The sequence below is a fragment of the Candidatus Cryptobacteroides sp. genome, from assembly GCF_056207615.1.
Window position 1 is genome coordinate 1 of sequence record NZ_JBAEER010000004.1, and the last position, 14,451, is coordinate 14,451.

16 protein-coding genes are annotated in these 14,451 nt (G+C 50.4%); 15 read left to right on the plus strand and 1 reads right to left on the minus strand.

The genetic code is table 11. The features are described from left to right. The first annotated feature begins 358 nt into the window (after nucleotides 1-358). The 13 genes from AC06ND_RS00110 to AC06ND_RS00170 all read left to right on the plus strand — a co-directional run bounded on the left by AC06ND_RS00110 (nucleotide 359) and on the right by AC06ND_RS00170 (nucleotide 11,537). Nucleotides 359-535: a hypothetical protein gene (locus tag AC06ND_RS00110; RefSeq protein WP_475676960.1), complete on the plus strand. Its 177-nt coding sequence runs from the start codon at nucleotides 359-361 to the stop codon at nucleotides 533-535. A gap of 61 nt (nucleotides 536-596) precedes the next feature. After that, nucleotides 597-1,997, plus strand: coding sequence for a fimbrillin family protein (locus AC06ND_RS00115; RefSeq protein ID WP_475676961.1), 1,401 nt, complete (start codon nucleotides 597-599; stop codon nucleotides 1,995-1,997). Nucleotides 1,998-2,011: 14 nt separating this feature from the next. Beyond that, nucleotides 2,012-3,964, plus strand: a complete 1,953-nt coding sequence (locus AC06ND_RS00120) for a VWA domain-containing protein (protein WP_475676962.1) — start codon at nucleotides 2,012-2,014, stop codon at nucleotides 3,962-3,964. Nucleotides 3,965-3,969: 5 nt separating this feature from the next. Next, on the plus strand, nucleotides 3,970-4,950 hold the full coding sequence (locus AC06ND_RS00125) for a hypothetical protein (RefSeq protein ID WP_475676963.1): 981 nt from the start codon (nucleotides 3,970-3,972) through the stop codon (nucleotides 4,948-4,950). A 296-nt stretch (nucleotides 4,951-5,246) separates the two neighbouring features. Then, on the plus strand, nucleotides 5,247-6,302 hold the full coding sequence (locus tag AC06ND_RS00130) for an AraC family transcriptional regulator (protein ID WP_475676964.1): 1,056 nt from the start codon (nucleotides 5,247-5,249) through the stop codon (nucleotides 6,300-6,302). A gap of 164 nt (nucleotides 6,303-6,466) precedes the next feature. After that, nucleotides 6,467-7,090 carry a 50S ribosomal protein L3 gene (rplC, locus tag AC06ND_RS00135; protein ID WP_475676965.1) on the plus strand — a complete coding sequence of 208 codons (624 nt, stop codon included), beginning with the start codon at nucleotides 6,467-6,469 and terminating at the stop codon, nucleotides 7,088-7,090. 3 nt (nucleotides 7,091-7,093) lie between these two features. Then, entirely contained in the window at nucleotides 7,094-7,720 is a 627-nt protein-coding gene (rplD, locus tag AC06ND_RS00140) for a 50S ribosomal protein L4 (protein ID WP_475676966.1), read from the plus strand. Between the two features lie 8 nt (nucleotides 7,721-7,728). Then, nucleotides 7,729-8,019, plus strand: a complete 291-nt coding sequence (gene rplW, locus AC06ND_RS00145) for a 50S ribosomal protein L23 (RefSeq protein WP_475676967.1) — start codon at nucleotides 7,729-7,731, stop codon at nucleotides 8,017-8,019. Between the two features lie 12 nt (nucleotides 8,020-8,031). Further along, complete coding sequence (rplB, locus tag AC06ND_RS00150) at nucleotides 8,032-8,856, plus strand: 50S ribosomal protein L2 (RefSeq protein WP_475676968.1); 825 nt, start codon at nucleotides 8,032-8,034, stop codon at nucleotides 8,854-8,856. Nucleotides 8,857-8,875: 19 nt separating this feature from the next. Then, nucleotides 8,876-9,145 carry a 30S ribosomal protein S19 gene (gene rpsS, locus AC06ND_RS00155; protein ID WP_177476171.1) on the plus strand — a complete coding sequence of 90 codons (270 nt, stop codon included), beginning with the start codon at nucleotides 8,876-8,878 and terminating at the stop codon, nucleotides 9,143-9,145. Nucleotides 9,146-9,166: 21 nt separating this feature from the next. Continuing rightward, nucleotides 9,167-9,580 carry a 50S ribosomal protein L22 gene (rplV, locus tag AC06ND_RS00160; protein WP_475676969.1) on the plus strand — a complete coding sequence of 138 codons (414 nt, stop codon included), beginning with the start codon at nucleotides 9,167-9,169 and terminating at the stop codon, nucleotides 9,578-9,580. Between the two features lie 3 nt (nucleotides 9,581-9,583). Then, a complete protein-coding gene (rpsC, locus tag AC06ND_RS00165) occupies nucleotides 9,584-10,339 on the plus strand; it encodes a 30S ribosomal protein S3 (RefSeq protein ID WP_475676970.1) in 756 nt (251 codons plus the stop codon). 79 nt (nucleotides 10,340-10,418) lie between these two features. Beyond that, the gene (locus AC06ND_RS00170; protein WP_475676971.1) at nucleotides 10,419-11,537 is read left to right on the plus strand and encodes a TlpA family protein disulfide reductase; all 1,119 of its coding nucleotides are present in this window, start codon (nucleotides 10,419-10,421) and stop codon (nucleotides 11,535-11,537) included. Here the strand turns inward: AC06ND_RS00170 and uvrC are convergent. Next, nucleotides 11,534-13,327: an excinuclease ABC subunit UvrC gene (gene uvrC, locus AC06ND_RS00175; RefSeq protein WP_475676972.1), complete on the minus strand. Its 1,794-nt coding sequence runs from the start codon at nucleotides 13,325-13,327 to the stop codon at nucleotides 11,534-11,536. The two genes, AC06ND_RS00170 and uvrC, sit on opposite strands and share 4 nt — an antisense overlap. A gap of 38 nt (nucleotides 13,328-13,365) precedes the next feature. Between uvrC and pnuC the strand changes: the two genes are divergently transcribed. Both pnuC and AC06ND_RS00185 read left to right on the plus strand, forming a co-directional pair. Then, nucleotides 13,366-14,076: a nicotinamide riboside transporter PnuC gene (pnuC, locus tag AC06ND_RS00180; RefSeq protein WP_475676973.1), complete on the plus strand. Its 711-nt coding sequence runs from the start codon at nucleotides 13,366-13,368 to the stop codon at nucleotides 14,074-14,076. A gap of 134 nt (nucleotides 14,077-14,210) precedes the next feature. Next, a complete protein-coding gene (locus tag AC06ND_RS00185) occupies nucleotides 14,211-14,450 on the plus strand; it encodes an acyl carrier protein (protein WP_475676974.1) in 240 nt (79 codons plus the stop codon). Nucleotide 14,451 lies beyond the last annotated feature (1 nt).

The window sequence follows — 14,451 nt, forward strand, 5'->3', positions numbered from 1 at the left end:
ATCGCCCTTCTGCATCGTCAGGAGGGCGATTTCTGTCTTTATCCGTTGGCAAGTTCCGCAAATGGATAATTCTACACGTTCTTCGTGCTGGCCGTATAGCCATAAATAAATAGCATTGCCTCGGAACCCCGGTTCCGGGGCTTTTTTGTCATTTCGAGAGTCTGATTTGCTGTATCGGGAACGCGCATTGGTGTATCGGGAAAGCCGTTTGTGAATATTCTCCTTTGCAAGGGACACCTTTGCATCCGAATCAATCACACACGACGATGAAGAAGTTATACCGTATGTCCAATGAACCGGATGCCCGCGTCCTCAGACGTCAGGGCCGGTCGTCTCGTATTCCCAAACAGCATGCATCATGAAAAGACAGTACACTAGATTAACAACCGAGCGTTATCAGTTCGAGACCGAGGATTCTTTCCTCAAGGGCTCGGTGGAAGTCGACGAAGAGGTGGTGGTCGAAGAGTACCATGGATTCTTCTTCGACGAAAAGACAAAGAAGGACAAAGACTTCGGTCTTACGTTTGACGAATAGCCAAGAATGACTTATGAGAAATAGAAAGACAATGATGATTGCGGGGGCTGTGCTCCTGACAATGGCAAACATATTGTGCTCATGCCGGGTTGACGAGATTCCCGGCCTCGAAGCGCGCTACGTCTCTGGCGTGGTGGCTACCGAGAATGGAATCGAGACCAAGGCCGCAGCCGCGAGCCAGCATCTCCGCACCGTGGAGATCAATGAGGCTGGGCTCGACCTTTTCGTGACCCTTTCGCGCTCGGTCAATACATCCAACCCATTCAAGGGCGGAGTTGCGACCAAGGGTGCCATCATCTCCGAGGCCGGCATCGGCTTCAAGATGGCGATGGTCACCAATGAGGGAAAGCTCTATAAGGAAGGTACGGCAGAGCCATCGGGTACCGGTGATTATTGGTCCATGTACAGTGGCGGTGCGAAGGTCGAGTGGCCTTCGAATGCGGATGCCGGCACTCCTTACGACTTCTACGCCTTCCTGGGCGGTCAGCAGACCTTTACCTACGGCAGGCCTTCGCAGCTGGGTTACACCGGACCTACTCCGTCTCCTGCTGATGCGCAGGGAAAGACCGGTGATGCTGAGGCGATGCAGGATGTCCTCGTTGCATACACCGCCGATTTTGTCCATGATCATGCGACCTACGCAACCAAGGCCGGCCTCGTTCCACTCCACTTTTACCATGCGCTCGCTGCAGTGCGTTTCAATGTGACTCCGGACGTGCGTCGCGTGACCATCAATGGCATCGCGAAGGATGGAGTTGCGAAAGTCGTGGATGTTGACCCAACCGAAGAGGACGATTTCACCAAGGCCTTCGAATGGACCGCAGGTGAGACGAAGGTCAGCTATTCGCAGTCAAATACCGGCAATGCCGAGGACCTCACCTTCTTCATCGTGCCGCAGACCCTCAGCGAAGTGACCATCACCTTCGAGGTCGAGAAGGACGGCATCACCCACCAGATCACCACCAAGGCCGGAAACCTCGGTACCACCGCTTGGATCGCCGGCTACATATATAAGTACACAATCGACAGCGCCACCGAGGGCAACGTCGCCATCCGGGTGGTGGAGGAATTCCTGGCGAACGTTTCGACAAAGAACCACATTGGTGCTCGATCTTCTGCCCGTTCGACCATCTATGCACGTGCATACGTGATCGGCAACTGGTGCCTTGAGGGTAGCCATGTCGTCTACGCTCCATGGTCGGATAAGGATGTCAAGTACGAAATCACAGGTGATGATGCTCCGTGGTTCAAGTATGGAGACTACTATTATTGTAAGGATCCAATCGTGGCCTACACTTCGTCTGAAGACCTTATAAAGCAATATATCGAGAAAAAGACCAGCCGTCCGAGGGGTGACCTTCACCTCGAGCTTCATGTGCTTACTCAGGCAGTGGAGTGGGATGCTGCAAAGGCGAATGTTACCGCAGCATGGGGTCAGGAAGTTGCTTCACACTTAAATTAATAGGAGGATAGATCATGAGAAATACCATAAAGACAATAATTGCGTTGACTGTGGCTATCCTTGCCGCCGTTCCGACTTTTGCGGAGAAGAAGCCAGGCGAAGCCATCATCGTCAAGAAGGATGTAACCTTTGATTCAGAGGGCGAGGTCAAGTCTCTCGTTCTCGAGACCTATGTGACAGGTGATGGCGAGAATACTACCACTACTACCGTAACCACAAAGCCGATGGATGTCGTGCTCGTACTTGATGTGTCGGGATCTATGGATGAGTATACATATGATTCTGCGGGAAAAGGTAATGACCAGGCCGTTTTGAAGCGTTTGTACGAGTCAAAGACGGAATGCTACGTGAGTACATGGACGGGTCTGCGTAAAGTGACAATTGAGAAAAATAATAAGGGCGTTTATTCTGCAACCTATAAGACCTTTATCTTCTTCGATACATCTGTGGGTAGTGCTATCATCTATGCGAAGTCGACCATGAAGAAGATTGATGCCCTCAAGGTTGCATGCTCAAACTTCATCAACTCGATCAAAGAGAGAGCTAATGCAGGTAGCATACAGGTTGACCACAGGATTTCAATCGTAAAGTTTGCCGGAGATAAGAGGAATACCATTGGTAACGACATGAGCGGAAGTTCAAACTATTCTCAGATTGTTGTCAAGAATTCTAAGGATTACGATGCAATAAAGGCGACGGTCAATAGCTTCAAGGCTGGTGGCGCGACTTCTGTGGACTATGGAATGGATCATGCAAAGTCAATCATTGATGGCATATCTACAACCAGGGAATCAGTCAAGATCGTCGTGATGTTCACTGATGGTGAGCCTAACCATGGCAATGGCTTCGACAAGAGCGTGGCCAATAGTGCCATAAAGGTTAGTAAGGAAATAAAAAAGAAGGCGACCGTCTACACTGTAGGAACTTTTGATGAGGCCAGTGAAGACGTTGAGACATACATGAAGTATGTTTCGACTGAATATCCAGATGCAACAAGCCTTACGGCATCAGGAAGTACGCACAAGACTGACAAGGCGTATACGATGTTGGCTACGTCTGCAGATGAGTTGAATGATGTCTTTGTGACGATCAGTAAGACCGTGTCGTCTGGCGAGTCAAAGGCCGATTACTATCTCGAGACGTCAAAGGTGACTCTCCGAGATATCATAACACCTTATTTCCAGGTGCCTGAAGGAGCGTCAGTGACTTTCAAGACATCTTCGTTTGTAAAGCCGGATGCTTCGATTGAGAAGAATGGCGTATGGGGACCTCTGGAGAATGTAGAGGGTGTTTCATACAAAAAGACCAAGGACGCTCATGGAAACACCTATATCGATGTCTATGGTTTTGATTTCGATAAGAACTGGGTCGGTTATATTCAGACCAAGTCTATCGTGAACCGAGTGGAAACCGTAACAAAGACTGAAACTCACGGAAAGAAACTTATTATCGAGATTGCCATTGAACCGGACCCTAATTTCGATGGTGGTGAAGTCACCACAAATCTTGATGGCTCCGGAGTCCTTGTCGGTTCAACTGCTTATGGAGTACAGCCAATCGTGAAGTATCAGGTAAATCCGACTTTCGTGAAGACTCGTGCAGTCAATCTCGTCGTCAGGAAATCTGGACTTCAGCCGGGTGAGAGCGTACTCTATACGGTTACACGATCTGGGGACCCGGATTTCAAGCTCAATCTCGTCCTTATCGCAGACGAGAACGGTAATGCAGAGGCTAAAGCCAAGGTGGACTCCAAGAAGGGAGGCAAGCTGTATACATATACGGTGGTTGAGGATGGAACTTGGGCCTGGACATACTCGCCTGTGACGGTAAAGTCTAAGCCACTCTACAACACGATTGGCGCCTTGGACAACGTGTTTGACTTCGGTACCGCCAAATTGATCGCTGATCAGTCAAAGACATCTCTGAAGAGAGGATCAGATGCAGTTACTAATGTGTTCTTAAAGTAAATATCATGGAAACTATATATAGAAAAGTGTTTTGGGCAGTGGTCATGACCCTCTTTACCGCGTGCTCTGAGATTCCGATTGACCTTTTCCCCGGCGGAAATGGTGATCCAAGCGACGTCGTCCCGACAAACTATTATGCGGTAAACGGCGAGATGCATGCCATTAAATCAGTGGGCTTGTATGAGAGTGCTGAGAATTCCGGATACAATCTGGTGATGAGTGATGGTGAAGTCGAGCTCTGCGGTGGTTATGACAAGAAAGGCAACCGTTCATTCTCTCTTCTCGACGTGGATTTTGCTGCGTTCACGAAGTCTCGTGACATCGTTATAGGCGAGGACGAGATATCGGACGAAGACTGGTCGTTCTATATCTCTGAGTGGGATAAGGCCCAGCTCAAGGAGACTTTCTCGCAGGCTCCTGAGTCCGGTTCATATAGAATCGATATCAGCGGAAGGGAGATAAAGATTGACCTTGATGTAACCTTTGCAGGTAATCTGAATTACCAGGTTCATTATGAAGGTCCATATACGTCTGCTTCGGAGTACATCTGGTGCGAAATGTATGACGGAGGTTCTTTCTCCGTCCAAGGTCGTGACCATGAAGTGCAGTCAGCGCATCTTTTCCATGATGAGTCGAACTATGGTTATGAACTCAAAGTCAGCAATGGCGATCAGATTATTGCCGTGGACTTTTCTGGACTTTTGGTCGGAAGTAAATGTGTCATCGGCAAGGATGATGTAAATCCGAAGGCTGATAATAATTCTGTCTGGGAGTTCCGAGTGACTTCCGCAGAGGGCGAAAATAAGACCACCTATCTCAGCCTTGACGGAATGCTCGTGTCCGGATATGTGGATTGTCAGTCACTTACCGAAGATCATATCGATCTTGACGTTGATGTAGTGACCAATGATGGTCACGAGTATGAACTCCATTACCACGGAGCCTATACTGAAGGCCAGCACTACCAGAAGAAGCCGGTCCGTTGATTCGGCTTCAGTAAATACTTTGATACTATTCCCGTCCGATCAGGACAAGTGTGTATAAACTTGTTGTTGTGAGGCGGTGGCCCGATTGCCACCGCCTCTTTTTCTTATTTGCATACCGTTCAGGCCGTCATTAAGCCTTTTCTTTGGGAATCATCGGAAGGATTTTATAAATTTGCCAGCAGTTGTCGCTTTTGACGCGAGTTGGGACGGTAGAGACAGAGCCCGACCGGTGCAGCGGCTAGTGTCCGAAATCAGATGCAGCGACAAGTGTCCGAAATCAGCAAAGGATTGGAATTATGCAGATGAATGACGATCAGATTTTCTTTCCATCGTACCGTCCGAAGGATATGGAATGGGGTATGGTGTGTACTGTCGCAGGCCGTCAGCATTCCCCAGCCGTGTCGTCGTTGATGGCGGCAGCAGAATATCAGGCAGTTGCCGACCGCGGCCTTCAGGCAGCTCTGATTTCTCCGACCGACCGTCGTCAAAGTGCTATGACCGATCGCCGCTCTCCAGCCGCGGCGAACCCTTTCGGACGATATTCCGCATCGTCCGGAGCTATCCGTTCCGCGCGATACGTCAGCTCATCCGTATACAACAGCCGTTTCGCAGCGCCCTCGGAGGGAATCGAGTCCGATGACTATCAGATGGTCTACATAACCGCAGGACACGGATGGTACCGCAGCGAGAGCGCAGGTGAGCTCGAGGTCACCGAAGGTACGGTCATCTTCGTCTTCCCAGGAGAGCGTCACAGCTTCCTGCCAGATCCGGAGACCGGATGGTCTGAGATGTGGGTCGGCTTCAAGGGCGGCCAGCAGACCGATACCATGGTAAGCATGATCACCGATCGCAAGAGCCCTATCGTACGCATCGGCACCAGCGACACAATCTGCGACTGCTACAACCGTATCCTGACCATCTGCGCGATGGAGGGCCCCGGCCGCCAAGAGGCGATCTGGGGCTTCATCAGCTCCATCCTCCGGTACGTCCGCTACAAGTATATCAATTTCTCCGTCTCGACCACCCGCAACATCGACAAGATCCAGAGGGCGCAGGCCCTGCTTCGCGAGTCGCTTATGAACAATCTCTCTCCTGCGGACATCGCAGAGCAGCTCGGGATGAGCTATTCTCTGCTCCGCGAGCAGTTCAAGAAGTCGACCGGCATGTCCATGTCCGACTATGCCATCAACGCCCGCCACAATCTCGCCAAGACCCTGCTCACGACCTCCGACAAGACTATCAAGGAGATAGCGTTCGAGACAGGTTTCGAGTCCATGAGCCGTTTCTGCAGCTCTTTCCGCCAGCATGTCGGCATCACCGCGTCCGACTTCCGCAAGAAGAACCGCCGCTAGCCTGCCGCTGTCGTCCCTCGGCGCAGACCGCGTTGATAGAAAATGAGTTATCAACAAAAATTTTCGATAAATTGTTGAAAATTAAATGTTTATTCGTATATTTGCAGCCCGCCAAAATGAATGGTGGAGTGTAATTTATTTATAATCAATTAATTAACAAACCAATGCCTGGATTAATTGGAAAGAAAATCGGAATGACTTCCGTTTTCGGTGCCGATGGAAAGAACCTTCCATGCACCGTTATTGAGGCTGGTCCATGTGTTGTCACGCAAATTCGTACAGTAGAGAAAGATGGTTATGCCGCTGTACAGCTTGCCTATGACGAAACTACTGAAAAGCATGCCAGCAAGGCTCTCAAGGGCCACTTTGAAAAGGCAGGAACCACCCCTAAGCGCAAGCTTGTCGAGTTCAAGGCAAACTTCGCACAGGATCTTAAGCTCGGTGACGTTCTCTCAGTAAGCGACATCTTCGCAAACACTGAGTTCGTAGACGTTATCGGTACTTCTAAGGGTAAGGGCTTCCAGGGTGTTGTAAAGCGTCACGACTTCCAGGGTGTAGGTGGAACTACTCACGGTCAGCACAACCGTCTCCGCCACCCAGGTTCACTCGGTGCATCTTCATGGCCTTCACGCGTGTTCCGTGGAATGCGTATGGCTGGTCACATGGGCAACGCCAGGGTTAAGGTCTTCAACCTTCAGGTTATCAAGGTAATGCCTGAGAACAACCTTATCGTAGTAAAGGGTTCCGTACCAGGAGCCAAGGGTTCTTATGTAATTGTGGAGGATTAAGGTATGGAATTGTCAGTTTACAAAATTGACGGATCAGAGTCCGGAAAGAAGGTCGTTCTCGATGAGCGCATCTTCGGTATCGAGCCTAACAACCACGCTATCTACCTCGATGTAAAGCAGTACCTCGCTAACCAGCGTCAGGGAACCTCTAAGTCTAAGGACCGCAGCGAGGTTGCTTACAGCACCAAGAAGATGGGTCGCCAGAAAGGTGGCGGAGGAGCTCGTCATGGTTCAATCAAGTCAGGTATCTATGTAGGTGGTGCAAGCATCTTCGGCCCTAAGCCACGCTGCTATCGCACCAAGCTCAACAAGAAGCTCACACAGCTCGCAAGATTCTCAGCTCTCTCATATAAGGCTCAGGAGAATGCAATTACTCTCGTAGAGCCATTTGCAATGGAGGCTCCTAAGACCAAGGAGTTCATTCAGATCCTTAACAACATTAAGGCTAATGGACGTAAGACCCTCGTAGTGCTTCCAGAGAATTCTGCAAACATTTACCTTTCATCACGTAACCTTCCTGAGGTTAAGGTCATCACTGTAGATGAGATCAACACTTACGCTATCATGAATGCAAATTCAATGGTACTCGTTGACGGTGTACAGGAGATCCTCGCTTCAAGAATCAAGTAATTTGAGAGATGGGAATTTTAATTAAGCCAATCGTAACTGAAAAATTGACGGTTCAGGGCGAGAAATTGAACCGCTACGGTTTCTATGTAGACCGTGAAGCTAACAAGCTTGAGATCAAGGCTGCCGTTGAGCAGGCTTACAATGTTACCGTTGCTGACATCAACACTGTCAACTATCACGGTAAGAAGAAAGCTCGCTACACCAAGGCAGGTATGCTCAAGGGTCGCACCAATCACTTCAAGAAGGCATATGTGACTCTTGCTGGTGAAGATAAGATTGATTTCTACGAAAACATTTAATGTAATATCGTCATGGCAGTTAGAAAATTCAAACCATGTACCCCTGGTACAAGAAATAAGGTAATTTCCGCTTTTGACGACATTACCTGCAAGACTCCTGAAAAGTCACTCCTCGAGCCTCTCAAGAGCTCTGGTGGACGTAACAATCAGGGTAAGATGACTATGCGTTACATCGGCGGCGGTCACAAGAAGATGTACCGTGTGATTGACTTCCTCCGCGACAAGGACAACTGCGTTGCTACCGTGAAGACAATCGAGTACGATCCAAACCGTTCAGCACGTATCGCATTGGTACAGTATGAAGATGGTGAGAAGAGATATATCATCGCTCCTAACGGTCTCAAGGTAGGACAGCAGCTCCTTTCAGGTTCTGGTGTTGCTCCTGAGGTCGGTAACACACTCCCTCTTGGTGAAATTCCGCTCGGTACTCTCGTACACAACATCGAGCTCCGTCCTGGTCAGGGTGCTGCAATGGCACGTTCTGCAGGTGCGTTTGCACAGCTCGCTGCTCGTGAGGGCAACCACGCAATCCTCCGTCTCCCTTCAGGTGAGACCCGTATGGTTCTTTGCGATTGCCGCGCGACTGTTGGTACTGTATCGAATCCAGACCACAACTTGGAATCTCATGGAAAGGCAGGACGTAGGAGATGGCTCGGTCGTCGTCCACGCAACCGTGGTGTCGTAATGAACCCAGTTGATCACCCAATGGGTGGTGGTGAAGGACGTGCATCCGGAGGACATCCACGTTCTCGCAAGGGTCTGCCAGGTAAGGGCTACAAGACACGTAATCCTAAGAGCACTTCCAACAAGTTCATCATTGAAAGAAGGAAAAAATAACGGAATAAATTAAGAGATTATGAGTCGTTCATTAAGAAAAGGTCCTTATATCCAGGAGGCCCTCGAAAAGAGAATTCTTGCTATGAATGAAGGTAGCATGAAGAAAGAGGTTGTCAAGACTTGGTCACGCGCAAGCATGATCTCTCCTGACTTCGTAGGTCACACCATCGCCGTTCATAATGGAAACAAGTTTATTCCTGTTTACGTTACTGAGAACATGGTAGGCCACAAGCTCGGTGAGTTTGCGCCAACAAGAACTTTCAGAGGCCATTCAGGCAATCGTAAATAATTATAGAAGAGAATCGTAATTATGGGAAAGCGTAAACATGAAATGGCTGAGCGCCTGAAAGCTCAGAAGAAGGTCACAGCGATTGCAAAGCTGAATGACGTACCTACCTCACCACGCAAAATGCGCCTCGTTGTGGATCAGATCCGCGGCGTAGAGGTGAATAAAGCACTCGATATCCTCCACTTCTCAAAGAGGGAGGCATCTATCCGTCTTGAGAAGCTCCTCCGTAGCGCCATCGCTAACTGGGAGGCTAAGAATCAGGACAACGTTAAAGCACTTGATAATGGCGAAGTCATCGTTAAGACCATCATGGTCGACGAGGGTGCAACACTTAAGAGAATCCGTCCATGCCCTCAGGGTCGTGCCGGCCGTATCCGCAAGCGTTCTAACCACGTCACTATCATTCTCGACACCAAAAAACCAGTGGAGGAATAAATAATGGGACAGAAAACTAATCCTATCAGCAACAGAATCGGTATCACCCGTGGTTGGGACTCTAACTGGTGTGGTGGTAACTATGCGGAGAAGATCAAGGAAGATTACGATATCCGCAAGTATCTCGTAAACCGTCTTGCAAAGGCTAGCCTTTCTAAGATCGTCATCGAGAGAACTCTTAAGCTCATCACTGTGACAATCCACGCAGCTCGTCCAGGTGTTATCATCGGTAAGGGTGGCGCTGAGGTTGACAAGCTCAAGGAAGAGCTCAAGAAGGTAACCAGCAAGGATGTGCAGATCAACATCTATGAGGTTAAGAAGCCTGAGGTTGACGCTCACATCGTTGCAGACAGCATCGCTCGCCAGATCGAGGGACGTGTTTCATACCGTCGTGCCATCAAGATGGCTATCTCATCTACCATGCGCGTAGGTGCTGAGGGTATCAAGGTTCAGATCAGCGGCCGTGTAGGTGGCGCCGAGATGGCCCGCAGCGAAATGATCAAGGAAGGACGTACTCCTCTCCACACTTTCCGTGCAGATATCGACTATGCACTTGCAGCGGCTCACACCAAGGTAGGTGTTCTCGGTATCAAGGTATGGATCTGCAACGGTGAGGTTTACGGAAAGAAGGATCTTTCACCTAACGCAGGCATCGCTGCTCAGCAGGCTGCTCAGAACCAGAGCCGTGGTGGCCGTAATGAGCGCCGTGGTGGTCGCAATGACCGTCGTGGTGGCCGTGGTGACCGCAGAGAGAGGTAAAATTCTCCAAATTTATATAGAGAGGACGGCAGTAATGTCGTCCTCTTTTTCTTATATTTGCCGCCAAATTATGAAAACAATGAAACTCATCAGAATGGCAGCACTTGTCGCTGTCGCAGCATGCGTAACAGTCGCATGCAACAAGGTCTCTAAGACCACAACTCTTTCAGGACAAGTTGCCTGGGGCGTAGAGGATGTATACATTTCCATTCCTGCAATCCAGTTTGATACTACCGTTGTCGCTCAGGACGGCAAGTTCAGCGTGGTCATCCCGACCTATCTCAACGGAATGTCCTCTATCGAATGCGGAGCGGAGGGCATGCAGTTCATCGCTGACGGAACTTCTCTCACCGTCGACTTTGAGAACGGAACAATCTCTTCAAACAAGGGCAAGAGGTCTATCCAGGGCCGTTATAACGACGTCGTTGAGACTTTCACTGCCTTCAACGAGGAATATAACACAGGCGCTTATGAGATCTTCTATGACGAGAACCTCTCCGACGAGGAGAAGGAGTCAAAGCTCAACGACTTCTCGAACGCAAAGATCTCCGAGCTCAAGGACTATCTCCAGGGCGTGATCAAGAAGAACAAGTCCAATTATCTCGGCGTGACTGCATTCTCGCAGGCTGCCATGCTTGCAGACAACGACCTTGAGATACAGAGCTATCTCGATCTTCTCGACGACGAGATGAAGAAGATAGATGAGGTCGCTCAGTTCATGAACGCAATCGAGATGCGCGGCACTACCGGTGAGGGCACCATGTTCACAGACTTTGCCGTTAAGGCTGTCACCAGTATCGAGAATGGCCAGGAGAAAGTGGAGACCGTCTCTCTCTCTGACTATGTCGGCAAGGGCAAGTACATCCTCGTAGACTTCTGGGCAAGCTGGTGCGCACCTTGCAAGGCGGAGATTCCGAACATCATCGATGTGTACGACAACTTCGCAGGTGACAAGTTCGACGTTCTCAGCATTGCAGTCTGGGATGAGCCTCAGGAGAGCTATGCGGCTGCAGACGAGCTCGGAATCATCTGGAACCAGATCGTATGTACAGTGGAGGACCGCTCAGTCCCTACCGACACCTATGGCATCGACGGCATTCCTCACATCATCCTCTTCGGTCCTGACGGTACCATCGTAGCGAGGGGCCTCCGTGGTGAGAACATTGCCGCAAAGGTATCTGAGGTACTCGGCTTCTAAGAGTCTTTCAGATCATTGAGAATACGGGCCGCAAGTTCCGGTCCGACCAGAGCCGCGACATCTTCCAAAGGTGCCGCGGCTATTCTTGCTACGGACCCGAAATGGAGAAGGAGCCTCTGTTCGGTCTTCTCGCCGACGCCCTTGATGTTGCGCAGTGCAGACTCGAGCTGAGCCTTGCTGCGGCGGTTTCTGTGGTGGGTGATACCGAAGCGATGGGCTTCGTCTCGAACGCGCTGCATGAGCTTCAGAGCCTGGGAGTTCCTGTCGAGGAAAAGAGGGAATGGGTCGTTCACCCTGATAACCTCCTCAAGCCTCTTTGCGAGACCCACTACAGTCAGGCGGTCTGTGATGCCGAGTTCCAGCAGAGCCTCATAGGCGAACGCGAGCTGTCCCTTTCCACCATCGATCACGATGAGCTGCGGGAGGTCGTCCGGAGCTTCGTCCAGCATCCTCGAGTAGCGCCTGTTGACGACCTCCTTCATGGAAGCGTAGTCGTTTGCGCCCACGACAGTCTTGATGTTGAAATGGCGATAGTCTTTCTTGCTAGGTTGGCCTCCTCTGAACACGACGCACGAGGCGACCGGATTCGTTCCCTGTATGTTCGAGTTATCGAAACACTCGATATGTTCCGGGAGCACGCTCATCCCGATCGAATCTCGCAGTTCCTCCAGCACCTTGCGGTTGAATGCATCAGGGTCGCTGTGCTCGCTCTGACGAAGAGCATTTGCACGCATCTCCTTTGCGTTCCTTGCCGAAAGCTCAAGCAGCGAGAGTTTGTCTCCACGAACCGGAATCCTGAACTCGACACCGTCTATCTCCATGTCCGGGAGGAAAGGAACGAGCACCTCCCTTGAGAGCGATCCGAACTTGGACTCGATTTCTCCGATGAAGGTCGCGAGTATGACCGCCGGCTCTTCCTCGATGCGCAGCTTGAATCCGAGGTTGAGGGACTGGATGACAGCTCCGTTGCGCAGCCTCATGAAGTTTCCGTATGCGTCGTTGTCGTCCGTGACGATGGTGAAGACATCGATGCTGCCGGACATCGTGCTCATGATGATGGACTTGCTGTAGTGCTTTTCCAGTGCCTGCATCTTGTCCTTGTACACGGCGGCAGCCTCGAAGTTCAGCTCGCCCGCAGTTTCCTCCATCAGGGCGCGGTAATGCTGGATCATCTCCTTGCCGTCGCCCTTCAGCAGGCGCACGATCTCCTCGATGTTGTCATTGTATTCCTTCTGTGAGATCTTTCCGATGCAGCAGCCCTTGCACTTGCCGATATGGAAGTTCAGGCATGGTCTGGTCTTGCCGCGAAGTATGGACTCGGAGGTGATCTTCTGCTTGCAGTTGCGAAGAGGGTAGAGGTCCTCGAAGAACTCGAGCAGGTGGTACGCGTGCTTGACCGAGCTGTATGGACCGAAATAGCGAGAGCCGTTCTTGACGACCCTGCGGGTGAGGAATACCTTCGGGAACTCGTCATTGGTGATGCATATCCACGGGTAGGTCTTCGAATCCTTCAGAAGGATGTTGTACTTGGGCTTGTACTGCTTGATGAGGTTGTTCTCCAGCAGCAGCGCATCAGATTCGCTCTCGACGACGGTGAACTGCGCGTCGGCGATCTTCGAGACGAGGATGGCGGTCTTCGGGGTGAGCCTCGACTGATCCACGAAGTACTGCGCGACCCTCTTGTGCAGGTCCTTGGCCTTACCCACGTATATCACAGTGCCCTCGCTGTCGTAGTACCTGTACACGCCCGGCGAGTGCGGAAACAAAGCAATCTTTTCCCTTACTGTCATACCTATGCAAAGATAAAACATTTCGTATCTTTGCCACCATGAAAAAATCAGTACTCGACACTTTCGACTGGCTCCTCATAATTGGAACCTTGGTCTCGACAATATGTTTCGCCGTCTTCGGCATAGGAATCGGCAATGCCGTGAGCGACTATGACTGGTGGATCACCAGCATCGCTGCGGTGCTCAACATCATCTGCGTCGTGCTTTCCGCGAAGGGCAGCTCGCTGAATTTCGTATTCGGCTTCATCTTCAACATGATGTATACCTACTACTGCATCCAGACCCACCATTTCGGAAATGCTGCGGTGTATGGACTAGTGTTCCTGCCGATGCAGGTGGTGGGCTGGCTCCAGTGGAAGAAGCTCGGTACGACCGGCGACTCGGATCAGGTTGCGGCCAAGAGGCTCACCAGGAAACAGGCCCTCATCGTGACAGCAGCCTCGGCGATCATCGTGACTGCATCGATCTTCATCCTCAATGCCGTGGGTGGCAGGGATGTGCTTCTTGACTCCGTGCTTATGGTGCTCTGCGTCATCGCGCAGGTGCTTCTCACCTTCGCGTTCATGGAGCAGTGGTATCTGTGGATATTCATAAACGTGCTTACCATCACCATGTGGGCCGTATCTGCTATGGGTGGAGACGGAAAGATGACCGACTACAATCTCGTCATCACCTATATCTTCACCTTCATAAATTCGCTCAACGGTCTCCGCGTATGGATGAAACTGAGCTCCGGGGAAAGGGCTTAAGAGTAATTTGGGCCAAAAAGTCTTTTATTTCTCGTAAATTATTGCTTACTTTGCGGATGTTCGGTCAGTTTGGCCGCGTAGTTTGAAACTAAAACAAGTACAATATTATAATTATTAACTAAACCTAATTTGTTATGTCAGAAGTAGCAAGCAAAGTAAAGGAGATCATCGTTGACAAGCTCGGCGTTGATGCAGCAGAGGTCACTGAGACCGCTAGCTTCACTAATGATCTCGGCGCAGATTCACTTGACACTGTAGAGCTCATCATGGAGTTCGAGAAGGCTTTCAACATCTCTATTCCAGATGATGAGGCTGGTGAGAAGATCCAGACTGTCGGTGACGCTATCGCTTACATCGAAGAGAAGATCGGTTAAT

What these genes read in the sequence shown, in the direction of transcription:
- AC06ND_RS00110 (WP_475676960.1), top strand. Translation starts at nt 359, where the DNA reads ATGAAAAGACAGTACACTAGATTAACAACCGAGCGTTATCAGTTCGAG.
- AC06ND_RS00115 (WP_475676961.1), top strand. Translation starts at nt 597, where the DNA reads ATGGCAAACATATTGTGCTCATGCCGGGTTGACGAGATTCCCGGCCTC.
- AC06ND_RS00120 (WP_475676962.1), top strand. Translation starts at nt 2,012, where the DNA reads ATGAGAAATACCATAAAGACAATAATTGCGTTGACTGTGGCTATCCTT.
- AC06ND_RS00125 (WP_475676963.1), top strand. Translation starts at nt 3,970, where the DNA reads ATGGAAACTATATATAGAAAAGTGTTTTGGGCAGTGGTCATGACCCTC.
- AC06ND_RS00130 (WP_475676964.1), top strand. Translation starts at nt 5,247, where the DNA reads ATGCAGATGAATGACGATCAGATTTTCTTTCCATCGTACCGTCCGAAG.
- rplC (WP_475676965.1), top strand. Translation starts at nt 6,467, where the DNA reads ATGCCTGGATTAATTGGAAAGAAAATCGGAATGACTTCCGTTTTCGGT.
- rplD (WP_475676966.1), top strand. Translation starts at nt 7,094, where the DNA reads ATGGAATTGTCAGTTTACAAAATTGACGGATCAGAGTCCGGAAAGAAG.
- rplW (WP_475676967.1), top strand. Translation starts at nt 7,729, where the DNA reads ATGGGAATTTTAATTAAGCCAATCGTAACTGAAAAATTGACGGTTCAG.
- rplB (WP_475676968.1), top strand. Translation starts at nt 8,032, where the DNA reads ATGGCAGTTAGAAAATTCAAACCATGTACCCCTGGTACAAGAAATAAG.
- rpsS (WP_177476171.1), top strand. Translation starts at nt 8,876, where the DNA reads ATGAGTCGTTCATTAAGAAAAGGTCCTTATATCCAGGAGGCCCTCGAA.
- rplV (WP_475676969.1), top strand. Translation starts at nt 9,167, where the DNA reads ATGGGAAAGCGTAAACATGAAATGGCTGAGCGCCTGAAAGCTCAGAAG.
- rpsC (WP_475676970.1), top strand. Translation starts at nt 9,584, where the DNA reads ATGGGACAGAAAACTAATCCTATCAGCAACAGAATCGGTATCACCCGT.
- AC06ND_RS00170 (WP_475676971.1), top strand. Translation starts at nt 10,419, where the DNA reads ATGAAACTCATCAGAATGGCAGCACTTGTCGCTGTCGCAGCATGCGTA.
- uvrC (WP_475676972.1), bottom strand. Translation starts at nt 13,327, where the DNA reads ATGACAGTAAGGGAAAAGATTGCTTTGTTTCCGCACTCGCCGGGCGTG.
- pnuC (WP_475676973.1), top strand. Translation starts at nt 13,366, where the DNA reads ATGAAAAAATCAGTACTCGACACTTTCGACTGGCTCCTCATAATTGGA.
- AC06ND_RS00185 (WP_475676974.1), top strand. Translation starts at nt 14,211, where the DNA reads ATGTCAGAAGTAGCAAGCAAAGTAAAGGAGATCATCGTTGACAAGCTC.